The organism is Dietzia sp. JS16-p6b (assembly GCF_003052165.1).
Taxonomy (GTDB): domain Bacteria; phylum Actinomycetota; class Actinomycetes; order Mycobacteriales; family Mycobacteriaceae; genus Dietzia.
In genome coordinates this window covers 266,444-288,300 of record NZ_CP024869.1, presented here as the reverse complement: position 1 = coordinate 288,300, position 21,857 = coordinate 266,444, and the positions used below count along the sequence as shown (strand labels likewise).

The following is a 21,857-nucleotide window of genomic DNA, read 5'->3' as shown; positions in this document are numbered from 1 at the left end:
GCTCGCGGTGACACCGCCGGGGCGTAGCCGTGGCGGGGCGGCGGCGGTCAGTCCCAGCTGTCGACGTGGCGCATCAGTGGCAGCGCCTTCCGCTGGATCCGGCCCATCCGGGAGTGGATCACGTCGAGGGTCTCGATCGCCTCGGCCACATAGGGCCCCTTGTTGAGCATCACGCACTCGGACCTCTGCGCGGACCCGGCGTCGGAGATCTCCGCGCGCGACGGGATCCCGGTCTTCGCCAACGACTCCAGCACCTGCGTCGCCAGGACGACCGGGACGCGGGCCGCCTGGCACATCAGCGTGATGTTGCGCGGAATCTCCGAGAGCGACTCGAAACCCATCTCGACGGCGAGGTCACCGCGGGCGATCATCACACCGATCCGCTCGTGACGCATCGCCTCCAGCAGCAGGTCCGGTAGCGCCCGGTACGCCTGCCGGGTCTCGATCTTGAGGAGCAGTCCCAGCTCCCGCCCCGACTCCGAGGCCGCGGATTCCAGGGCCTCGACCGCGTCGGCGACGTCCCTTCTGGTCCGCACGAACGACAGCGCCACGAGATCGGCGTGTCGGGACGCGAAGTCGAGACTCTGTCGGTCCTCCTCGGTCAGCGCGGGGGTGTCCATCTCCAGTCCCGGGACATTGATCCCCTTCTCCGACCCCAGCCAGCGGCCACCCTCCCGGCAGCGCACCACCTCCAGCCTGGCCCAGGGGGCGTCCGTGGCACCCGGCGTGGCGGTCTCGACGACCTCTGCGGAGATCACCCCGTCGTCGAACAGGACGCGGTCACCCACCGCCAGCGCCTCCACGACCGCGGGAAGCGCACATCCCAGTCGGATCTCCGCACCGGACCGCGGTGGATCCACCGGTTCCATGTCCACGGTGAGCAGGATCCGGTCCCCGGAGTGGACGCGAATCCGCTGGGGCACCGCAGGGATGCCGCGGACCCTGGTGCGCTCGAAGTCGCAGTCGATCAGCGTGCCGTCGCGCACCCACGCGTTGCGATCACCCTCCGCGAGGACTCCACCGTCATCCACGGACACCACGGTGAAGCGTCGGCGCAGCCGCCGTGCATCGGGGACCTCGATCACGTCCCCGGGCCTCCGGCCCGCGAGCCACCGCGGGTCCACCCGGACGCACAGCGGGGGGCGGCCGCGGGTCGGGGGCGGCGCCGGATCGATGCCGTCGCGGGTGATCCACAGGCGCGCGGGCTCGACCACCCCGCCTCCCGGTTCCCGGGTGACCCGCGCCCTGCCCACCGGTGCACCCAGGGCCACCGGCCCGGTCCGCACCTTCGGGCCGGCCAGGTCCATGGAGATCGGGATCCTCCTGCCCACGGCGCGCTCGGCGGCGCGGACCCCGGCGATCATCGCCTCCCACCGCGTCGGGTCGTCGTGAGCGCAGTTGATCCGGGCCAACCCCATTCCCCGTTCGGCCAGGCTCACGACGAGTCCGGGATCATCGGCGGCCGACGCCGGCAACGTCACCATCACCCGACCCGACCTCCCGGGGCGCGGCGCACCCAGCAGGGCCTTTGCATGCGCAGCCAGCGCCGCGTCCCCGGCGGAGCGGGCCTGAGCGGTGGTCTTGCGATCCGCGAACCGCGACGGGTCCTGCCCCTCGAGCGCGGCCAACGCGGCCCGCGCGGCCCGGAGAGCCGCCTCCACGTCGTCCTCACAACCGACCAGAGGGGAGACGCCCACGTCGAGCAGTCGGTCCTGCAGATCCCGGAGGTCGTGTCGGCGCAGGCTCGCGTAGTCGACGAGGTTCTCAGCGCCCCGGCGGTGGGTCGGGTGCACACGCTCCACGTCCCGCGCCCTCGTCGCGCGGCCGGGTGCGAGATCGCCCAGGATGGAGTCGAGTTCACTCGTCAGATCGGAGTACACCCACCCAGTGTCGTCCCCGGCGGGTCGACCGAGCGGGCCGGAACCGAGGTGGAACGGCGAATTCACCTGCCGGACACCCCGTGGGGGTGACGGACCGCCTCTCAGGCTGTAGGGTTCTGCGCAGTAGTTGAAAACGTACGTTGTATTTCTGTAGATCCACCGTTCTTGAGAGAGAACGATGCGGCACCGCAGGGAAACACACAGCACGCTCTCTGCTGCATCATCTGGTATCCCGACAAGCGGGGTACCGACTCTCGAAAGGACGCCACTATGGCTACCGGTACCGTGAAGTGGTTCAACGCCGACAAGGGCTTCGGCTTCATCGCCCCCGACGACGGCTCCGCCGACGTCTTCGCGCACTTCTCCGCCATCAACGGCTCGGGCTACCGCTCGCTCGAGGAGAACCAGCAGGTCTCCTTCGACGTCGCGCAGGGCGCCAAGGGCCTGCAGGCGGAGAACATCACCCCGATGTGAGCTGACGTCAGAGCGATCTGACGCCGCATCGACGAGAAGGGCCCTGCCCGGGATCGCTCCCGGGCAGGGCCCTTCCGCATGTCCCCTTCCGCATGCCTCTGAGCACCGGCGGCCTCACAGTCTCAGAGAACGGGCGGCCTCAGATCGGGCAGGCCACTCCGCTGCGGACGTGGCAGTCGTATCCACCGGGGTTCTTGATCAGGTACTGCTGGTGGTAGTCCTCGGCGTAGGCGAACTCGCCGGACCGAACTTCACTGAGCAACCCGAATTCGGTGGTCAGAGGGCCGTACCCCGCGGCGTCGAGTTCCTTCTGATAGGCGGCCGCCACACGCCGGGCCGTGTCCAGCTGAGCGGTCGTGGTGGTGAACACGGCGGATCGGTACTGCGTTCCCCGGTCGTTGCCCTGCCTCATGCCCTGGGTGGGGTCGTGCCATTCGAAGAACGTGGCGAGGAGCCGCTCGACGGGCAGGACCTCGGGATCGAACACCACGAGAACCGCCTCGGTGTGCCCCGTCGCGCCCGTGCAGGTCTCCTCGTAGGTGGGATTGGGCGTCCATCCGCCCGCGTACCCGACCGCGGTGGTCCACACCCCGTCGAGCTGCCAGAGGATCTTCTCCGCCCCCCAGAAGCACCCCATCCCCAGCACGATCGACTCGTGCCCGTCGGGGAACGGGGGCACCATCGGGTTGCCGGTGACGATGTTGGTCGGCGCCACCGCGACCGGGTCGGGCCTGCCCGGCAGTGCCGAGTCGGCGTCGATCACCTCGGTCGCGGTCCGCATCGTCGAGTGTCGTATCGCGTCCTGTAACCAGCCCATGCAGCCAGGGTAACCCCGGGGGAGAGATGTGATCCGGACGTGATGTGACGAATACCATAGTCCGCGCTAGGGTGGGCGGAGGATCGACCAGTGGGGAGCTCGACGTGACCGCTTCAAAGCCCGCCGCACAGCAGCTGCGCGACATCCTCGACCGTGGTTCCTCCCAGCCCTTCGAGGGGTCGGGGTCCAGTGACCACGTCAGTCACCGGAACATCGCCGTGACGGTGGTGACCGCCGCGCTACTGCTCCTCGCGCTCGTCGCGATCGTCGCTCTCTGAGCCGCGGCCCCACCACAACCCTTCACGCACCACCCTGACCAGGAGCGGGGCCCATGGTGCACACTCATCCTCTCGGAGAACCGCCACGGTCCGCAGCTCCGTCGGCGTCAGCCAGCGCGCCTCGGCGATCTCCGCCCGGGGCTCCACAGGCAGGTCGGTCTCCACGGTGAACACCTCGGAGACCAATCTGAACCCGGGCTCGTTCGCCGCCGCGGTGTCGAAGCGTCCGAGCGGGGTCAGCCGTTCCGGAGCGAGAGGCACGCCCAGTTCCTCGTCGAGCTCGCGGACCGCGCAGTCCAGCGGGGCCTCACCCGGCTCCCACTTCCCCCCGGGGAGCATGAATCGGTCCGTGCCCTTCTTGCGCACGGTCACCACCGACCCGTCCGGACGCCTCACCACCACCGCGGAGACGGAGATGACGCGGAGAGAGGTCGAATCTTGATGATCCACGCCCTCGATCATGGCAGGCAGGGCGGGCGATCGCCCGACAGCTCCGCTGGTGGGCGACACCACCGGTGCGCGATCACTATGGTGGGAACCGGACGTCGTGACGGGCACCATGGGCCGGACCCAGGCGCGGCCCGTCACCCAACTGAGAGGACTCACCGCTATGGCCGAGTACGTTCTTCCCGACCTCGCCTATGACTACGGCGCGCTGGAGCCGCACATCTCCGCCGAGATCATGGAGCTCCACCACTCCAAGCACCACGCCACCTACGTCAAGGGCGCCAACGACGCGCTCGAGCAGTTGGCCGCGGCGCGCGAGGACGGCACCATCTCCACCAAGGCCCCGCTGCTCAGCAAGAATCTCGCCTTCCATCTCGGCGGCCACACCAACCACTCGGTGTTCTGGCAGAACATGTCGCCCGACGGTGGCGACAAGCCCGAGGGCGAGCTGGCCTCCGCCATCGACGCCGAGTTCGGGTCCTTCGACAAGTTCCAGGCCCACTTCAACGCCGCCGCCACCACCCTGCAGGGTTCCGGCTGGGCGGTCCTGGGATGGGACCACATCGGCCAGCGCCTGATCATCCAGCAGCTGACCGACCAGCAGGGCAACATCTCGATCAACATGACCCCGCTGCTCATGCTGGACATGTGGGAGCACGCCTTCTACCTCCAGTACAAGAACGTCAAGCCGGACTACGTCAAGGCCTGGTGGAACGTCGTGAACTGGGCGGACGTCGCGGAGCGCTACGCCGCCGCCAAGAGCTGACCACACGACCCGAGTGACGGGCCTCCGCGCAGGGCGCGGGGGCCCGTTCCCGTTCATCCCGACCGGGTTTCCGGTCAAGTGTCCAGTTGGGTAGCCTGACTGCACCAGAGGTGACCGACGTCACCTGCACCGCGGACCCGGGAGCCCGATGTCGATGTCACACCACGTCACCACGCGCCACGGCGTCGGGCGCCGCACCGTCCTCGGCGCGGCGGCAGCCCTCGGGGGGTCACCGCCTTGCGCTCCGTCCTCCCCGCGGTCGCCTCCGCGCAGTCCACCCGGATGTACGTGGGCCGGGGCATCGGCGACATGACCGGGGAGTCCCTGGGGGCGGGGATGAACGGCTACGCCGACACCGAGCAGCACTCCGTGGGGCTTCACCTGCGTCAGCGGGCCCGGGCGTTCGTCTTCGCCGACTCCCCGTCGTCACCCAGGTTCCTCCACGTCACCGCCGAGATCGGGCTGGTCTTCCAGTCCATCCAGCAGGAGGTCCTCCGACGCCTCGCCGCCGAGTTCGGCGACGCCTACCACGAGGGAAATGTGGTCATCACGGCCACGCACACCCATTCCGCCCCCGGCGGGACGTCCGGTCACCCCATGGTCGACCTCTCGATGCTCGGCTTCCGGCCCGTCACCTTCGACGCCAACTGCGCCGGGATCGTCGACGCGGTCCGCATGGCGCATCACGACCTCGCGCCGTCGGACGTCGGGGTCACGACGGGCCACTTGCACGACGCCGGCGTCAACCGCTCCCGCGGGTCGTTCGACCGGGACCCCGCCGAGGAGCGTGCCCACTTCCCCACCGGAATCGACCCCCGGTCGCAGTCCCTGCAGGTCACCCGGGGCGGGAACCTGGTCGGGGTGATCAACTGGTTCGCCTCGCACGCGACCTCCATGACCACGTCCAACAGGCTCTCCTCGTCGGACAACAAGGGATACGCAGCCTGGTTCTGGGAGCGCGAGGCCGCGGGCCAGGACTATCTGGCCGGCGGAACCCCGGCCCTGGTGACCGCGTTCGCCCAGACGAACCCCGGCGACGTGAGTCCCAACCTCGACCTCCAGCCCGGGCGGGGGCCGACTCCGGACGAGTGGCTCAACACCCGTATCAACGGCGAACGACAGTTCGCCGCCGCACGCGACCAGGTGGGCCGGGACGTCCGCCCGCTCGGGGGTGGCATCGACGTCCGTCACCGCTGGGTCGACATGTCGATGGTCGAGGTGCGGCCGGAGTTCACCGGCGACGGCCGCACCCACCGAACCGCCGTCGCAGCGCTCGGCGCGGCGTTCGCCGCGGGCAGCCAGGAGGACGGAGGGGGCGCCGAGGAACTGCCCTTCACCGAAGGGGACCGGGGTGGGAACCCCGCGGTCAGAGCCATCTCCGAGGTCGTGATCCCCGCCTGGTTACGAGAGGCGCACGGCGCGAAGGACATACTCCTGCCCGTGGTCCTGGTGCCGCACGCCATCCAGCGCGTCTATCCGTTCCACCTCGTCCGACTGGGTGGGCACTACCTGTTCAGCCTGGGTTTCGAGCCGACCGTCGTGGCTGGCCTACGCCTGCGTCGGACACTGGCCGCCGAGCTCGCCGTCCCCGAGGACCACGTCACCGTGCAGGGGTACTCCAACGCCTACGGGCACTACGTCACGACCCCGGAGGAGTACTCGGCCCAGAACTACGAGGGCGGCGCCACCGCCTTCGGACCGTGGACACTGCCCGCCATCCAGCAGATCGCCGCCGACCTCGCTCGGTCGATGCGGGCCGGGGCGCCGCTGGACCCGGGAACCCCCGAGCGGGACCTCACCGGACAGATCCCCGTCTCCCCGCTGGGCAACCCGCTCGTCGACACCCCGGCGCCGCTGCGGAACTTCGGGGACGTGCTGGACCCTCCCCTGCCCGACTATCGGACGGGTCAGCGGGTCACGGTGCGGTTCTGCGGTACGAACCCCAACTCCGACCTTCGACGGGGTGAGACCTACCTCGCCGTGGAGCGCCGGGACGGCGGTCGGTGGATCCGGGTCCACGACGACGGCGACTGGTCCACCATGATCGTGTTCGAGGGGCTGTTCACGGTGACCAACGCCCTCATCACCTGGGACATCCCGCCGGGCACCCCGGCCGGTGAGTACCGGGTGGTGTACACCGCCTCGGGCCGCGGCCTCGACGGTCGACTGTTCCCCGTGCGGGGGGAGAGCCCGGCCTTCGACGTGCGCTGAACACGGTTCTGGAACACTGGGCCGGTAAGTGCTTGCACCTCCTAGTGCTCGCCTCCTAGAGAGAAAGGACATCGCCCGTGGACATCAAGGGTGCTTCCGTCATCGTCACCGGCGCCGCCTCCGGTCTGGGCAACGCCACCGCTCGTTCGTTCGCCGAGAAGGGGGCGATCGTCTTCGGCCTCGACCTGCAGCAGTCCATCGACAAGGCCGTCGAGCAGGGCATCGATGAGGGGATCACGCTCCTCGCCGCCGATGTCACCAGCGAGGACGACGTCAAGGCCGCCATCGCCAAGGCCACCGAGGCCGCCCCTCTGCGCGTGGTGGTCAACTGCGCGGGCATCGCCCCGGCCGCCCGCATCGTGTCCAAGAAGGGCGTGCACCCCCTGGACCTGTTCCAGACCTGCATCTCGGTGAACCTGGTCGGCACGTTCAACGTGCTGCGTCTCGCCGCCGAGGCGATGTCCACCCAGGACACGGTCGACTCCGACGGCCAGCGCGGCGTGATCATCAACACCGCCTCCGTGGCCGCTTACGAGGGCCAGGTGGGCCAGATCGCCTACGCCGCGTCCAAGGGCGGCGTGTACTCGATGGGCATCTGTGCGGCCCGCGACCTCGCCCAGTTCGGTATCCGCGTCAACACCATCGCCCCGGGCACGATCGAGACCCCGATGCTGCGGGGCCTGACCGAGGAGTTCCAGAAGACCCTCGAGGCCTCGATCCCGTTCCCCTCGCGTCTCGGGCGCCCGTCGGACTACGCCCAGCTGGCGAACGCGATCGTCGAGCAGGACTACCTCAACGGCGAGAGCTTCCGCATGGACGGCGCGCTGCGCATGGCGCCGCGCTGATCCGGGGCTCCGCGGTGATCTGACCGTGGAATCGACGACTGAGGCCCGCCCCCTGGTCAGGAAGCGGGCCTCAGCGCCGTTCTGTGGACGTCGCGCGTCGGAGCCGATCCGTCAGCCGCGACCGTTCGGGGTATCCGGGCCCGGAGCCTGGGGAGCGGGTGCCGGGGCGGCCTGCTCGGGCGCCGCCGGGGCCCAGGGCAGCGGGGGCAGCGGCGGGAGCGCGATCCCGGCGTCGGTCAGCGCCTGGTGGATCTGCGGGGCGAAGTAGATGCCCGCGCCCAGGGCCGCCGACCCGCCCACGAGCACCAGCGGACCGAGCGAGCCCGCGCCCGGCAGGGAGCCGGCGTCGGATCCGAGCACCAGGGTGGCACCGTCGCCGAGCCCGAGGGAGCCGACGGCCAGCGCGGCCGCCGGCTCGACCGAACCCAGCAGCGACTCGTCCAGGAGGGATCCACTCACGTCGACGGAACCGGTCCCGGGGGCCGGGTTCGAGAGGGTGATGGACCCGGCCGCGTCGATGACCGAGCCGGCGAGGGGTGCCAGCGAACCGGTGGACGGCTCACCGAAGATCGCCGAGCCCGAGGTGTCGATAGAACCCTCCCCGGTGGCGTTGGCCTCGAGGATGAGGGAGCCGAGGTCCTGCGGCAGCGACCCCTCGCCCACCGAATCGGTGATGCCCTCGCTGCCGAGGGCGCCCAGGCTGTCGGCCCCGAGGCTGTCGGCGGACAGACTCCCGGTGCCCTCCTGGGCGGCGGCGACACCTGTGGCCGCGGAAAGGGCGAGTGCGGAGGCGGCTGCGACGGCAGCGGCCCTACGGATCGAGAACGTCATGGGTTCGTCTCCTTGTATGGCGCGGCATCCGCGTGGGTTCGCGACGGGACACCCCGTGAGGGCGGGCTTACGGGAACGGTCGGCGACGCCGAGAAGCGTCGTTAACTTCGTCCCTTCTTTCTCACCCTATCCCCGACATTAAGCAAAGCAACAGCTCTCTCTCAGTGAGAACTCGATTAGAATTGCTGCGAAATCCACTCCCGCACAGCCCTCGTCGCCCGGACGTCGTCCTCGTTGTAGGCCAGGATGCGCTCCCTGCCCGAGTCCCGCTCGACCCCCCGCGAGGCCTGCGCGTCCCGATACCACCCGATCGACGCCTCTCCCCCGGCGTCCGGGTCGCGCCAACGGAACCCGGCGACCGGCGCCACCACCTTGAGTCCGAGACCGGAGGTGGAGACGAACTGCGTGGCCACCGCCTCGTGGACGTCGACCCACTGGGACGAGGAGAGAAACCCGCGTACCTCGGTCACCGAGGGCACGCCCCTGACCTCGGCCAGCGTGCCCTCCGGCCCGAACCGGGTGGCGGTCGAGAGCATCCAGCCGTTCTCGGCGGACTTGGAGTAGCAGTAGGCGCGGAACGTGCGCCCCTGCCCCTCGGCCCTGTCCCGGATGCCGGTGAGCCACCGCCAGAATTCCGCGAACGAGCGCCCCTCGTCCGGGTCCGGCAGCCGGGCCCAGGTCGCGAAAGGACGGTATCCCTCGGCCTCGAGGCGGCGCCCGTCCCGCAGGGTGAGCAGGGTCCCCCACAGGTAGGCGCCGTCGTCCAGGTGGCTCTCGAGATCCACGTCCACCTCGATGTCCGCGCGCGGGATGGTCGGTCGGGCCACCTTGGGGACGACGACCTCGCCGTCCCGGTGCGCACGGGCCCGCAGGACCGCATCGGAGAACGGTTCGCCGTTCCAGTCCGGCGGACGCTCCGACCCGGCCTCGGCGAGCTCCGCCACCGTGTGGACGCCGGCCGCGCGGACCGCTCCGACCTGCCCTCCGCCCACCACCAGGCTCACGTCGTCGGCGAGAACCAACCGGTCACGGCACCCCGTCACGGACGTGCCCCGGTCGTCCCAGCCCTCCCACCACGGGCAGGTGCGGCACTCCCCGACCCGGCTCGGCACCGTGTCGAGTTCACCCCGGAGGACCGCCAGCCGCGTTGCGTGGTTGCGGTCGGCCGCGGCCAGGACCGGGTCGAGCTCGTGGACCACCGCGCGCGCGGAGCCCAGTCCCAACACGGCCCCGACCGGGTGCGATGCCGCGTACCCCAGCGCCTCGAGGAGGCGCCACGCGTGGACGAGGCGGTCGAGGTCCGCCGGGTGGCGGCGGAGTCGGAGCGTCGGATCAGGAGCCGGGTCCCAGTCGAGCAGGCGGGTCACCACCGCCCCCGACGACCGTCGGCTCCGCCGCGGGTCCACGACCTTGTGGTTCACCACCAGAACGGGGACGTAACCTCCGTCCGGCACCGCCGCGAGCGTGCAGCGCAGGCCGGCCCTCCCCGTGCCGCGGTCGGCGGGCAGGGCGGCACCCCACACCAGCGCCGCCCCGTCCGCCAGAGCCTGGCGGGTGACCGCCTCGTCGTCGTCACCCGGGACGTCTCCCGGCAGATCCGTCCAGTGGTCCCCCACCACGTCCACCACCAGCGCGTCGGGACGTGCGCTCCGCAGCGCCCGCTCGCGCAGTCCGGCGCGGCGATCTGCGGCCGCCATCGCCCGCAGGCGCACACCCTCGTCGAGCGGGGCCGTCCGCCACCAGGCGGGACCGGCGTCCCGCTCACGAGCCACGCGGTGCAGACACCTGGACCCCGAGGCAGGTCCCGCCACCGCACCGCCGGGGCCCCCGCTCGATCCGTTCCGCGCACCATCCATCGACGTCCATCATGGCCCACTCCGCGCACGGACACCGGTCCGGTGCTCACCGGTCGCCCGTTCGCCTAGGCTGGGGACCTGATGTTCGCGACGAGAGAAGGATCGACGCCCATGGGCAAGCTGACGACCTACCGCGACAAGCGCGCCGAACTCCGCGCCCACGCCGCCGCGCTCAAGGCCACCGCCATGACCGAGGCCAAGCTCGCCGCCAAGGAGACCCGACACAAGGCCAAGGAGGCGCATCGGGTCGAGCTCGCCGAGGCGAAGAAGCGCGCCAAGCTGGCGGGCAGGAACGCGGACCGGAAGGCCAAGCGGGAGGCCAAGCGCGCCAAGCGGCAGGACGCGCTGGCCCGGAAGGCGTCCCGGAGGGACCGCAAGGCGGAGAAGACCCTCGCCAAGCAGGAACGGGCCACGCTCAAGCGGGAGGCCAAGTTCCTGGCCAAGGACCGGAAGGCGGCCGAGAAGATCGAGGCCGCGGGGCGGAAGCACGAGTACCAACTCGCGGAGATGGAGTTGAAGAAGCTCGAGGGCACCAAACTCGGCAAGGAGGACGTGCAGCGGTGGCTGAGCCTGGCCAAGGTCGCCACCCCGGTGCTGCTCCCGATGGTCTACAAGCTCGTCTCCAACGCGCAGGGTTCCACCGACAGGTCCGCCGCCGGCGCCGTGGACCTCAGGGCGGCGGGTATCGACGCCACCGGACCGGGAGCCGCTCTCGGTGCCCGCATCGTCCGCCTGGAACAGACCCTCGACCAGCTCGAGGTGGACCGCCGCGGCGATCGGCAGGTCGAGGACTTCCTCGCCTCCACCCGGTCCCGCCTCAAGGATCTGAGGACGGCCGTCGAGACCGCCGAGACCACCCCGACCGCCCAGCGACGCGAGGTGCACTCCGCCATCTCCGGCGAACTCGACCGGGTCAACAAGGACGTCCTCGCCCGCCTCGGCGTCACACCGTGAGCGGGGTCCGGACGCGGTGGACCTCAGGCGTGCTCGCCGCCGCCGTGATCGCCGGTGGCGCGGCGGTTCCCGCCACCGTCCTGGTCCCGGTCGCCGCGGCGCACTCGGTCCTCGTCTCCGTGGAGCCCGAGGACGGGGCGACGCTCGACGCCTCTCCGGATCAGGTGGCCCTGACGTTCAACGAGGAGATCAACCAGATGTTCGCCTCGGTCGCCGTCACCACCGGCGACGACCGGACCAATCTGGTCGTGGGAGAGCCCTCCGTGGAGGGCGAGACCGTCACCGCGGAGGTCGATGACCTGCCGGACGGCGCGTACACCGTCGGCTACCGGGTGACCTCCGCGGACGGGCACGTGGTGACCGGCTCGTCCGTGTTCACCGTGCAATCCGCGGCGGGTGCCGCCGGCGACCCGGCGGGCGAGGTCGACGACCAAGCCGACCCCGCCGGGAACCAGATCGCCGACGAGACCTCGGGTGAGGCCACGACCGGCGTCAACCCGGCACTGTGGGTCGTCGCCGGACTGGCGGTCCTCCTGATCGGCGGGGCCGTCCTGCTGCTGCGCCGCGGACGGTGACGGGCGGACCAGCTGCACTGACGCCTAGCGCCCGGGCAGGAAACGCATCGCGTTGGTCGCCGGGGCGAGGACGGCGTGCCACTGCTTGCGGGGGAGGAACGACGGCCCACCGAGGTGCATGACGCGCTGGGTCGCGATGGTCTGGGCCTCGGTGTACTTGAGCAGGCCCTCGTCGCCGTGTCGACGACCGACCCCTGAGGCGCCCATGCCCCCCATCGGGCCCGCGACCGAGCCCCATCCGGCCACGTAGCCCTCTCCGACGTTGACGGTGCCCGTGCGCAGACGGGCGGCGATCGCCTCGCCCTCCGCGTCGGACGCGGCGAAGACCGAGGAGTTGAGCCCGTACTCGGTGTCGTTGGCCTTGGCCACCGCCTCGTCCACCGAGTCGACCGGGTAGATCGACACGACCGGCCCGAACGTCTCCTCACCGAAGCAGGTGGCGTCCTCGGGCACGTCCGCCAGGAGAGTCGGTTCGTAGAAGAGCGGACCCAGGTCCGGACGGGGGCGGCCACCGGCCAGGACGCGGGCACCCTTGGCCACGGCGTCGTCGACGTGGGCGGTCACGGTCTCCAGCTGGTCGCGGGAGATCAGGCTGCCCATCTCCGCCTCGAAGTCGTACCCGGGGCCCACGCTCATCGACTGGACCCGCGCGGTGAGCTTCTCGACGAGCTGGGGCGCGACGGACCTCTCCACGTACACCCTCTCCACGGAGATGCAGAGCTGGCCGGAGTTGGAGAAGAAGGCTCGGGTGGCCACCTCGGCGACCTCGTCGAGGTCGGCGCCCTCCGCGACGATCATGGCGTTCTTGCCACCGAGTTCGGCGGAGAAGCCGATCAGACGCTCGCCGCACTGGCGACCGAGCGTCCGGCCAGTGGCCGTGGAGCCGGTGAACATGAGGTAGTCCACGTTCTCCACGATCGCCCCGCCCACGGTGCGGCCCGACCCGGGGACCACCTGGAACAGGTCGCGCGGCAGGCCTGCGCGGTACAACATGTCCGCCGCGGCGAGGGCACAGAACGGGGTGATGGAGGCGGGCTTGATCACCACGGCGTTACCCGCGGCCAGTGCCGCCAGCGCATCGGTGGCGGCGAGGTTGAGCGGGTAGTTCCACGGCGCGATCACGCCCACGACACCCTTGGGGTGGCGCCGGACCACGGCCTTGGTCAGGCCCGGGAGCATGCCCTGGACCCGCTTGGGGGCGAGCAACGCCGGGGCCGTCCGGGCGTAGTGACGTGCGGTGATGAGGCAGTCCAGCACCTCCTCCTGGGCCGAGGCCCGGCTCTTGCCGGTCTCCGCCTGGACGATGTCCATGAGCTGGTCGCGGTTGCTCATGACCAGGGAGGCGAACCGCTTGAGAACGGCGACGCGATCCGCGGGCTCGCGCTCCGCCCACGCCACCTGGGCCGCCCGGGCCCGTCCGACCGCGGCCATCACGTCGTCGGCGGTCCCCGCCGGGATCTCGGCGAGCGGCGTGCCGGTGAAGACCTCCTCGATCACCGTCGACTCGCGACTCGACGGATCGGCGCGGAACTCGGGGATCGCGACAAGGTCGCGCAGTCGGTCGTAGACACGTGATGTGGGTCGGCTCATACCCCGATATTACCGACGAGTAAGCCCCCGCGGTACCGACCGGCCCTTGACCCTGACGTCGCGTCAGGGCCCAGGGTGGCCGATGTGAGAGATGCTGGAGGAATGACGAGGAGCGAGGGCCTCACCGTGGGCGCGGTCGCCGAACTGGTGGGCGTGAGCATCCGGACCCTGCACCACTGGGACCGGATCGGGCTGGCACCGGCCAGCGGCCGGACGTGGTCGGACTACCGGGTGTACGACGACGACGACGTCGCGCGCATCCACCGGATACTGGTCTACCGCGAACTCGGCCTTCCGCTGGCCCAGATCGGTGTGCTGCTCGACGACCCCGACGTCGACGAGGCGGCCCACCTGTCCCGGCAGCGCGAGCTGCTCCTCGAGCGGATCTCTCACCTGCAGGAGATGGTCTCCGCAGTAGACCGCCTGAAGGAGGCGATCGCAGTGAACACGCCACTGACCCCCTCGGATCGTGCCGAGATCTTCGGTACCGACTGGAACGAGGAATGGCCGGCCGAGGCCGAGCGACGGTGGGGCGACACCCCGCAGTGGGAGCAGTCGCAGCAGCGGACAAAGGGGATGTCGAAGGAGGACTGGCGACGGGTCAAGGCGGAGACGGACGCGCTGAACGCCGACCTCGCCGCCGCGAAACGGGCCGGCGTCGACCCGGCCTCGCCCCGGGCCGCGGGGTTGGTCGAGCGGCATCGGGCGTCGATCGCGACGTTCTACGACTGTTCGCGGTCGATGCAGGTGCTGTTGGCCCGCATGTACCGCCAGGACCCGCGCTTCAGCGAGACGTACGACTCCCTCGAGCCGGGACTGACCGAATGGCTCGAGGCCGCCGTCGAGGCCGATGCCCGCGCGCACGGCGTGGACCCCGACGCCGCCACCTGGGGCTGACCCGCCCGGTTATGCGGCCTGTTCGCCCGGAATGCGACCGACCATGCGCCACGAACGGTCCATTCCGGGCGCGCAAGCCGGCCGGCGCGGGGAGGCGCGTGCGTAGCCTGGGCGCATGACCAGTCGATGGACCACCGCAGACATCCCCGACCAGACGGGCCGGACCTTCGTCATCACCGGCGCCAACGCAGGCCTCGGGCTCGAGTCCACCCGGGCGCTCACGGCGGCGGGCGCCCGGGTCCTGATGGCGTGCCGGGACACCGACCGCGCCGAGGCCGCGCGGGCCGGACTGGCCCACCCCGATCGTGCCGAGGTCGTCCAGCTCGACCTGGCAGACCTGGACTCGGTCCACTCCGCGGCCCGGGTCTTGGCGGACCACCGGCCCGACGTGCTGATCAACAACGCCGGGCTCATGAACATCCCGCCGTCCCGCACGGCCCAGGGCCACGAGATGCAGTTCGGGGTGAACGTGCTCGGCCACTTCGCACTCACCGAGAAGCTCGTGCCGGTGCTCACCGACCGGGTGGTGTGGCTCGGTTCGATGATGCACAAGCGGGGCACGGTGGACCCGGACGATCTCGACTGGACCCGCAAGAAGTACTCGCCGATGGGGGTCTACGCGGCCACGAAGCTGGCCTGCGTCATGCTCGCCTACGAGCAGCAACGCCGGTTCGACGCCACCGGATCATCCCTCAAGGCGGTGGCCGCGCACCCCGGGTACTCGGCCACCAACCTCCAGTACCGCAGCGGCAGCCGGGTCCAGGATCTGATGATGCGGATCGCGGAGAAGATCCCGTTCCTCGTCCAGCCCGCCGAACGGGGCGCCCTGCCCCAGCTGTACGCGGCCACCGTCCCCTCCGTGCCCGGTGGCGCGTACGTGGGCCCCGACGGTGTCGGCGAACTGAGCGGCTACCCGAAGATCGTGCAGTCCACCCGTGCCTCGCACGACCGCGCGGTCGCACAAGCACTGTGGGAGCGGTGCGAGGAGATGGCCGCAGGTCGGTGATCAGCGGCTGAGAACCCCCACAGGCTCAGCCGCCGGCCCGATCTCGCGGCTCAGCCGCCGGCCCGATCTCGCGGCTCAGCCGCCGGCCCGATCTCGCGGCTCAGCCGCGGCGCCTCGACCCCGCCAGCAACAGGGCGCCCACGAGCAGGCTCACCGTCGCCAGGCCGGCGATCGCCGTCGTCTCGGCGCCGGTGGCGGCCAGGGTCGCAGGGCCCGCGGCCTGGGGTCCGGTGCCCGGGGCCTGCTCCCCCGGAACCCGGGCGACCCCTACCGCGTGGTGGTGCATCGCGGACTCGTCCACCTCTGCCGCGTCGGTCAACGGGGGCATACCGGCTGCGGGTTCCCGGCCGTCGGCGCGCCCCTCGGTCACGGTGCCGTCGCCGGCCCCCGCCTCATCCGTGGCCTCCGCAGTGTCAGCCGCCTCCGCCTCCGCGGCGGCCTCGGCGATGGCTCGTCGCCGCTCGTTCTCCTCGACGGGATCCTGCAGCGCGGAGCGCTGGACGGCGTCGATGCTCCCGGCCAGTCCGCCGGGCAGCTCTGTCCCGGCCCCGGCAGCGGCGTCCTCCAGGGCGCCGCCGGCCTCGGCCGACCCCACCACCACGTCATGCCAGAACGACAACTCATGCGGATAGAGCTCTCCGGCCTCCTGGCGCTCGGCCATGGCGGCGAAGTACCCGCCGGCCAGCTGCACGCTGAGTACCGGGAAGAGGTACTCGGGTATGGAAAGCGATCCGAGTCCGATGGTGCCCGACCCGAGCGATCCGGTCGGGTTCACGTACACCGAACCGGGCAGACTTCCCGAGGACGCCACGGAGGCGGCCGCGGACCCGCCCGCCGATCCCAGGGCCTCGAGGGGCGCCACGGAGCCCAGGACCTGACCCACGGACAGTGCGGTGTCCGGCACGACGCCGCTCCCGAGATCCCGTAGCCCCTCGGATCCCGCCCCGACGCCGGGGTTCCCGATGACGATCTCGTCGGGGATCAGTCCGATGAGGCCGTCGACGCTGCTGTTGCCGGTCTGGGTGGGCAACGAGGAATCGGAGCCCGAGGTCTCCTGCCCGTGGGCCGCGGCCGGGATACCGACGGCCGCCAGTGCGGTTGCGGCGACGACCGCGCCGATGCGCCTCGCCCGGAGTCCGGAAACACTGTTCTGGGGCATGTGTGCTGGCCTCTCGTCACGAGCAGGGCCCTCCGGCCCACGCACGCAAAGCGTACTACTACAGGGTCGGCCCCCTGGGCCGGGTGTCATCGCGGGCCGGCCGCCCGGACGGACACACCCGGGGCGGGCGCGCGGCCGGACGGGTCCCAGGTCTACTGGAGCGCCGAACTCAGTCGCGCGACGTTGTCCACATAGCGCCCCGGCCAGGGTCGGCGCTGCCAGGTCTCCAGGTCGAGAGAGGTGCTGTCCTCGAGGTAGGCGTCCACCGCCTCGTTCATCTCGGCCACCGCCTCTCCGCCGAGGACCAGCAGGCTGATCTCGAAGTTCAGGTTGAACGACCGCTGGTCCATGTTGCTCGACCCCACCACCCCGGTGAAGTCGTCGATCAGCAACATCTTGGTGTGCAACACGGCGGGCGAGCGGAACCTGTTGATCCGGACCCCGGCCTCGAGCAACGCACGGAAGTAGGAGCGCTGGGCGTGGTGGACCAGGAACTGGTCGGCGTGTTCGGGAACGAACAGTTCCACATCGACACCCCGGAACGCCGCCGACGTCACCGCGTGGAGCAGCGCCTCGTCCGGGACGAAGTACGGACTGACGATCCTGATCCGATGCTCGGCCTGGCCGATGAGCTGGGTGAACATCCGCAGGTTGGGTTGCGTGCGGTACCCGGGCCCGGACGGGACGAGCTGAAACGCGCTGACCGGGTCGCCGGCGGTCGGGTCGCCCGTAGGACGACCGGCCGCCACCGGTAGTCCCCGGGACAGTTCCTCGAGCGTGCCGATGACCTCCCCGCACTCGGAGTACCAGTCCACGAGGAAGACCCCGTCCATCGCGCGGACGATCTCCCCCCGGACCTCCATCATGAGGTCCACCCACTCCCGCCCCAACCGGGCGTTGCGGGGACTGCCGTAATTCCGGGCGATGAGGTTCTGGGAACCGATGAACCCGCGGTCTCCGTCGACGATGAGCATCTTGCGGTGGTTGCGGAGGTCGGGCCGCCGGAACCTGCCCACGAACGGGTTGATCGGCAGCATGAGGTGGAGTTCGACCGGGGTGCGACGCAGACGCCGGCGGAGCAGCGCGAATCCCCGGTACCTCAACGAACCGAGGTGATCGACCAGCACCCGCACCGCCACCCCCCGCTCCGCGGCCTCGACGGCGGCGTCGAAGAAATCATCGGTCTCGTCATCCCAGGACTGGGCGTAGAACTCGATGTGCACGTGGTCACGGGCGGACCGCACCGCCGCCGTCATCGCCGCCAGCGACGCGGAGTAGTCCGAGTGCAGCGCCACGAAATCTCCTGACATGCAGGGGATCGCCGTGAGCGTACGGTTCATCTCGAGGATGGTCCGCACGCCGGGATCCACCCGCACCGAGTCCGGAACCGTGGGCTGGTCCTCGAGGGCCTCCTCGTAGAGCCTGTTGGCCTCCGCCTGGATGATGTGTCGTCGTCCGGTGATGTACGGGTTGCCCAGCAGCAGGAACAGCGGCACCCCGACGATCGGGATGAACAGGATCACCAGCAGCCAGGCCTGCGAGGACGCCGGTTGCCGGTTCTCCGGGACCATGCCCAGGGCCAGGATCTTGAGCGCGTACTCGGTGATGAGCAGGGCCGAGGTCACACCCGCCGGGAACGGCAGGAAGGCCAGTCGCTCGACCACGGGGTTCATGTGCCGGGCCGGGACAGGACGGCGCCTCTGGCGAGGGATCGGGGATCGACGACGCGACCGTCGGTCATGGTCCAGCGCACCACTCCCGCCAGTGCCCTCTGGGCATATACCGCGTCGGCCGATCCGAGCTCGCGGGCGCCGGGGAGGACGACGAACGCCTCGTCGTCGGCGACGGCCGCGAAGTCGGCCCGCAGGCCCGTCCGGATCTCCCCCCGGTCCTCGAGCCCGACGATCGCGGCCGTCCTCCCTGACATCCAGCAGGCCACGTCCGCGAGATCGCACCCCCTGCGCCGCGCCTCCGTCCACACGACCGACAGTCCGAGCCGGGCGGAGGCGATCGCGTCGATGGTGCCGTCTCGCAGTGCGTCCCAGAGGAGCTCGCGAGTGGCGGCGTCCCGGATCGGGGGGTCCAGCTCGGCGCCGGCGGTCCCCCCGTGGGTGACCTCCGAGACCAGGGCGAGCAGGTGCGGGCTGGTGGAGGCGGTCACCCGCAGACCCTCCGCCTTGGCCGCGCGCAGGAGTGGCAGCTCCTCGGGGTCGGCGAGGGCCCGGAGATGCAGGCGGCCGCCGGTCCCACGACAGACGTCCAGCAGGGCGGGTAGGTCCCCGATGCCGGCATCCGCCGCGAACAGACCGCCGTGACCGGCGACCTCTTCGGCCGCCGCCACCAGGTCCCGGCCGGTCAGGGTGGGGGTCCCCGCGACACCCTTGCCCTCCGCCACCGCGGAGATGCCGAAAACCCCCCGGTCCAGCAGGGCGCCGAGCCGACCCAGGTTGTCGGGCACCGCGGCACCCCACAATCCCACGTCGACGAAGGACTCCCCGGCCACGGCCTCGTGCCAGCGGTCGACCTGTTCCACGGTGGTGGCCGCCGGGTCGCCGTTCGTGCCGTAGTCGACCACCGAGGTGATCCCCCCGAGGGCGGCCGACCGGGTTCCCACCGCGACGTCCTCGGTGCTCACATGAGGGTCGACCAGACCGGGCATCAGTACGATGTCGTCGCCGAGATCGACGGTGTGGTCACCCGCCAACCCGACGTCACGCGCCTCGGACCCCGTGCGCACGGAGGAGATCACGCCTCCGTCCACCGTCACGGCGGCCTGCTGGATGCGGCCGTCGACCACGGCGCGGCGGGCGTGGATCAGGAGCTCGTACTTGGCCACGGATCGGTCCTCCTCCGTCTCGGGGGATCTCGGTGACACCGTCAGGTGCCATTGTCCCCCACGGCTGAGGTCCACCGGGCCGGGGTCGCGGGATAGCGTGAAGGGAACTCGACACCAGACCGGAGGGCCAGCCATGACCGACACCCCCAGCGGATTCGTCCCCACCGCCGACCTCGTCGACGAGATCGGGGAGGGGGTGCGCAGTTGCGACACCCAGTTCCTCGACCTCGGTGGGCGCACCGAGTTCTTCGGACCGATCTCCACCGTCCGGTGCTTCCAGGACAACGCACTGCTCAAGAGTGTCCTGGGCGAACCCGGACACGGCCGGGTCCTGGTGATCGACGGTGACGCTAGCGTGCACACCGCGCTCGTCGGAGACCTCATCGCCGAGCTCGGACGGTCCAACGGCTGGGCCGGGGTGGTGGTGCACGGGGCGATCCGCGACTCGGCGGTCATCGGCGGGATGGACTTCGGGTGCAAGGCCCTCGGGACGAATCCGCGGAAATCGTCGAAGACCGGAGCCGGGGAGCGCGACGTGACGGTGGGCTTCGGCGGGGTCGACTTCGTCCCCGGCGACATGCTCTATGCGGATTCCGACGGGATCGTGGTGCGCTGACCCACACCGACCTCGACTAGGACGCCCCCGCGAGGGACCCGATGGAGCCCACGGCGAGCTCGCCGATCGAGGCCTCCGGACCGTAGCTCCCCAGGGACCCGGGCGCGTACGAGCCGGTCGAGTTGGGCACGTCCACGGACAGGACGACCGAGCCGGTGTTGATGAGCGTCGACAGCAGATCCATCAGCGAGCCGGTACCGAACGAACCGTAGCCCAGGCTCCCCAGCGCGTCGATCGTCGCCGGATCGACCGACATGCAGCGCAGTCCGTTCTGCGTCTGGATCCACACGCAGAACGGGCCCGTCGGTTCATCGGGCGCCGCCGCCGCCGATCCGGCGCCGACGACCAGGGCGGCCGCCATCAGGGCGGACGAGGCCGCGGCGAGCATGGTGGTGCGCATGTCAGGGAACCTCCGGGTAGGCACCCCACCCGGGCGTGGGGCCGTCCTCACGCAGTGTAACGGGTATCACGGTCCGCGTCGGTCGCCCCGGAGAGTTCACGCCTCGCGTCTGATCCACCGCAGGAGCGGACCGAGGGACAGGCGGTCCGTGAGGTCCACCCCGCCCAGTTCGAGCATCGACTCCTCCTCCGGGGTGCGGTCCGCCTTCCGTCGCAGAGCCGCCAACGCGGTCTTGAGCCCCAGGCGCTGGCGGAATCCGAGCTGGTCAGGGGTCACCACGCCGCGCAACTGGAACAATTTGAGGTCGCGGAGCTGGTCGGCGGAGAACTCGCTGGACATGAGGTCTATCCGTGCGTCATCGGTGACCGGGGTGGGACCCACCATGACGACGGCGACCCGGCGACCGGCCTCCACCAGGGCCTCCCAGTTGTCCTTGATGAACGCCGACCCACCCAGACCACCGTCAGGACGCATGCCCGTCACGAGCACGACCGTCCCGGCCACCACGAGCTCGGCGGGATCCACGGAATCGTGATGGGAGCTGCGGGTCTCGAACTCCTCGGCCAACCACCCCGCGTAGCGGCGGGCCCCCGGGTCGTCGTCGTGCAGCACCACCGGGGCCGGACCGGCACCGGACGTCATCTCGGTCACTGAGCTCTCCCCTGTCCGTCCCGGGCGACCACGCGGGCCGCTCGTGCCGCGTACGCCACCACGTCGCCGTCGACCAGCCCTCGACCCCGACGCTCGTCGACGTGTCCGTTGACGGTCACCGCGCCCGACGCGACAGCGTCCTTGGCCTCCGCTCCGGAGTCGAGCAGGGACGCCAGTTTGAGGAACTGGCCCAGGGTCAGCTTGCTGCTCAGATCACACTCGACGTCGTGCACTGGTGGACCGACCCGCGGCGTCACCCGCGGGGTCCGTCCCCGTCCTGCGATATGGCGGCTCATACCGCCGAGCCTATCGGCCCCGCCCTCACGGGGCAGGACCGGTGGGCGGGGCCTGCTCCTCCGGCAGCACCACCCGGCCGCGCCGCGTCACCACGGCCAGGCCCATCCCGCCGGCGACGAGCACCGCGGCGGCCAGACCCAGTGCCACGGTCTGAACGCCGGAGATCCCCAGGGGGGACGAGTCCGACTCGTCCTCCGTCTCCGGTGAGTCCCCTTCCACCGGAAGGGGCGGGAGTTCGCTGAGGACGGGCAGATCCGTCACCTCGACCCGTGCGCCGGAGCCTGTCCCCTGTGCGGAGGCCACAGGACCGCCGGCCATGGCGAGCGACAGGCACAGCGCCACGAGTAAGGCGACGACCAGAGGGATGAACACGGCACCGGACACGGCGGCAGGGCGACGGCGGACCATGTATGCCTTCCGTGACGACGGCCGGGGCGGCCTGAAGCGAGGTGCCTCACATCTTAGGTTCTA

At 70.8% G+C, this 21,857-nt stretch carries 23 protein-coding genes; 10 read left to right on the top strand and 13 right to left on the bottom strand.

From position 1 onward, the window contains the following. Positions 1-47: 47 nt before the first annotated feature. A complete protein-coding gene (locus CT688_RS01310; RefSeq protein WP_107757923.1) occupies positions 48-1,880 on the bottom strand; it encodes a pyruvate kinase in 1,833 nt (610 codons plus the stop codon). A gap of 270 nt (positions 1,881-2,150) precedes the next feature. On the opposite strand from CT688_RS01310, the gene CT688_RS01305 reads away from it, so the two are divergent. Next, positions 2,151-2,354: a cold-shock protein gene (locus tag CT688_RS01305; RefSeq protein WP_017837502.1), complete on the top strand. Its 204-nt coding sequence runs from the start codon at positions 2,151-2,153 to the stop codon at positions 2,352-2,354. A 139-nt stretch (positions 2,355-2,493) separates the two neighbouring features. On the opposite strand, the gene msrA is transcribed toward CT688_RS01305, so the two are convergent. Continuing rightward, on the bottom strand, positions 2,494-3,171 hold the full coding sequence (msrA, locus tag CT688_RS01300; RefSeq protein ID WP_107755443.1) for a peptide-methionine (S)-S-oxide reductase MsrA: 678 nt from the start codon (positions 3,169-3,171) through the stop codon (positions 2,494-2,496). A gap of 104 nt (positions 3,172-3,275) precedes the next feature. Here msrA and CT688_RS01295 point away from each other — a divergent pair, with 104 nt between their 5' ends. Beyond that, complete coding sequence (locus tag CT688_RS01295; RefSeq protein ID WP_156607051.1) at positions 3,276-3,449, top strand: hypothetical protein; 174 nt, start codon at positions 3,276-3,278, stop codon at positions 3,447-3,449. On the opposite strand, the gene CT688_RS01290 is transcribed toward CT688_RS01295, so the two are convergent. Then, positions 3,411-3,899 (bottom strand): NUDIX domain-containing protein, encoded by a 489-nt coding sequence (locus tag CT688_RS01290; protein ID WP_231750450.1) that lies wholly within the window; start codon positions 3,897-3,899, stop codon positions 3,411-3,413. The genes CT688_RS01295 and CT688_RS01290 overlap by 39 nt on opposite strands. Positions 3,900-4,059: 160 nt before the next feature. Here CT688_RS01290 and CT688_RS01285 point away from each other — a divergent pair, with 160 nt between their 5' ends. The 3 genes from CT688_RS01285 to CT688_RS01275 all read left to right on the top strand — a co-directional run bounded on the left by CT688_RS01285 (position 4,060) and on the right by CT688_RS01275 (position 7,718). Then, entirely contained in the window at positions 4,060-4,662 is a 603-nt protein-coding gene (locus CT688_RS01285) for a superoxide dismutase (RefSeq protein ID WP_031265000.1), read from the top strand. A gap of 237 nt (positions 4,663-4,899) precedes the next feature. Then, positions 4,900-6,873 carry a neutral/alkaline non-lysosomal ceramidase N-terminal domain-containing protein gene (locus tag CT688_RS01280; protein WP_234414838.1) on the top strand — a complete coding sequence of 658 codons (1,974 nt, stop codon included), beginning with the start codon at positions 4,900-4,902 and terminating at the stop codon, positions 6,871-6,873. Positions 6,874-6,950: 77 nt separating this feature from the next. Then, positions 6,951-7,718 carry an SDR family NAD(P)-dependent oxidoreductase gene (locus CT688_RS01275; RefSeq protein WP_107755440.1) on the top strand — a complete coding sequence of 256 codons (768 nt, stop codon included), beginning with the start codon at positions 6,951-6,953 and terminating at the stop codon, positions 7,716-7,718. A gap of 111 nt (positions 7,719-7,829) precedes the next feature. Here the strand turns inward: CT688_RS01275 and CT688_RS01270 are convergent, their stop codons facing one another. Both CT688_RS01270 and CT688_RS01265 read right to left on the bottom strand, forming a co-directional pair. Then, complete coding sequence (locus CT688_RS01270) at positions 7,830-8,549, bottom strand: hypothetical protein (RefSeq protein ID WP_107755439.1); 720 nt, start codon at positions 8,547-8,549, stop codon at positions 7,830-7,832. Between the two features lie 176 nt (positions 8,550-8,725). Next, positions 8,726-10,321: a TM0106 family RecB-like putative nuclease gene (locus CT688_RS01265; protein WP_231750449.1), complete on the bottom strand. Its 1,596-nt coding sequence runs from the start codon at positions 10,319-10,321 to the stop codon at positions 8,726-8,728. A gap of 195 nt (positions 10,322-10,516) precedes the next feature. Between CT688_RS01265 and CT688_RS01260 the strand changes: the two genes are divergently transcribed. Further along, a complete protein-coding gene (locus CT688_RS01260) occupies positions 10,517-11,359 on the top strand; it encodes a DUF6474 family protein (protein WP_107755437.1) in 843 nt (280 codons plus the stop codon). A gap of 29 nt (positions 11,360-11,388) precedes the next feature. Continuing rightward, on the top strand, positions 11,389-11,934 hold the full coding sequence (locus CT688_RS01255; RefSeq protein WP_231750448.1) for a copper resistance CopC family protein: 546 nt from the start codon (positions 11,389-11,391) through the stop codon (positions 11,932-11,934). Positions 11,935-11,958: 24 nt separating this feature from the next. On the opposite strand, the gene CT688_RS01250 is transcribed toward CT688_RS01255, so the two are convergent. Beyond that, positions 11,959-13,524 (bottom strand): succinic semialdehyde dehydrogenase, encoded by a 1,566-nt coding sequence (locus tag CT688_RS01250; RefSeq protein WP_107755435.1) that lies wholly within the window; start codon positions 13,522-13,524, stop codon positions 11,959-11,961. A gap of 102 nt (positions 13,525-13,626) precedes the next feature. Between CT688_RS01250 and CT688_RS01245 the strand changes: the two genes are divergently transcribed. Beyond that, positions 13,627-14,421, top strand: coding sequence for a MerR family transcriptional regulator (locus CT688_RS01245; protein WP_107755434.1), 795 nt, complete (start codon positions 13,627-13,629; stop codon positions 14,419-14,421). A 115-nt stretch (positions 14,422-14,536) separates the two neighbouring features. Then, on the top strand, positions 14,537-15,427 hold the full coding sequence (locus CT688_RS01240; protein ID WP_107755433.1) for an oxidoreductase: 891 nt from the start codon (positions 14,537-14,539) through the stop codon (positions 15,425-15,427). Positions 15,428-15,527: 100 nt separating this feature from the next. Here CT688_RS01240 and CT688_RS01235 read toward each other — a convergent pair whose 3' ends face one another. From CT688_RS01235 to CT688_RS01225, 3 genes are all read right to left on the bottom strand, one after another. After that, complete coding sequence (locus tag CT688_RS01235) at positions 15,528-16,586, bottom strand: hypothetical protein (RefSeq protein WP_107755432.1); 1,059 nt, start codon at positions 16,584-16,586, stop codon at positions 15,528-15,530. Positions 16,587-16,738: 152 nt separating this feature from the next. Beyond that, positions 16,739-18,259, bottom strand: a complete 1,521-nt coding sequence (gene cls / locus CT688_RS01230) for a cardiolipin synthase (protein WP_107755431.1) — start codon at positions 18,257-18,259, stop codon at positions 16,739-16,741. Further along, on the bottom strand, positions 18,256-19,422 hold the full coding sequence (locus tag CT688_RS01225; protein WP_194861012.1) for an amidohydrolase family protein: 1,167 nt from the start codon (positions 19,420-19,422) through the stop codon (positions 18,256-18,258). Before CT688_RS01225 ends, cls begins: the two co-directional genes overlap by 4 nt. 133 nt (positions 19,423-19,555) lie before the next feature. On the opposite strand from CT688_RS01225, the gene rraA reads away from it, so the two are divergent. Further along, positions 19,556-20,038 carry a ribonuclease E activity regulator RraA gene (gene rraA, locus CT688_RS01220; RefSeq protein ID WP_107755429.1) on the top strand — a complete coding sequence of 161 codons (483 nt, stop codon included), beginning with the start codon at positions 19,556-19,558 and terminating at the stop codon, positions 20,036-20,038. Positions 20,039-20,054: 16 nt separating this feature from the next. On the opposite strand, the gene CT688_RS01215 is transcribed toward rraA, so the two are convergent. The 4 genes from CT688_RS01215 to CT688_RS01200 all read right to left on the bottom strand — a co-directional run bounded on the left by CT688_RS01215 (position 20,055) and on the right by CT688_RS01200 (position 21,794). After that, entirely contained in the window at positions 20,055-20,438 is a 384-nt protein-coding gene (locus tag CT688_RS01215; protein ID WP_107755428.1) for a hypothetical protein, read from the bottom strand. Between the two features lie 96 nt (positions 20,439-20,534). Further along, positions 20,535-21,080: a hypothetical protein gene (locus tag CT688_RS01210; protein ID WP_107757922.1), complete on the bottom strand. Its 546-nt coding sequence runs from the start codon at positions 21,078-21,080 to the stop codon at positions 20,535-20,537. Positions 21,081-21,085: 5 nt separating this feature from the next. Next, positions 21,086-21,385 carry an RNA-binding S4 domain-containing protein gene (locus CT688_RS01205; protein ID WP_370446320.1) on the bottom strand — a complete coding sequence of 100 codons (300 nt, stop codon included), beginning with the start codon at positions 21,383-21,385 and terminating at the stop codon, positions 21,086-21,088. 25 nt (positions 21,386-21,410) lie between these two features. Beyond that, the gene (locus tag CT688_RS01200) at positions 21,411-21,794 is read right to left on the bottom strand and encodes a hypothetical protein (protein ID WP_107755426.1); all 384 of its coding nucleotides are present in this window, start codon (positions 21,792-21,794) and stop codon (positions 21,411-21,413) included. Positions 21,795-21,857: the final 63 nt, after the last annotated feature.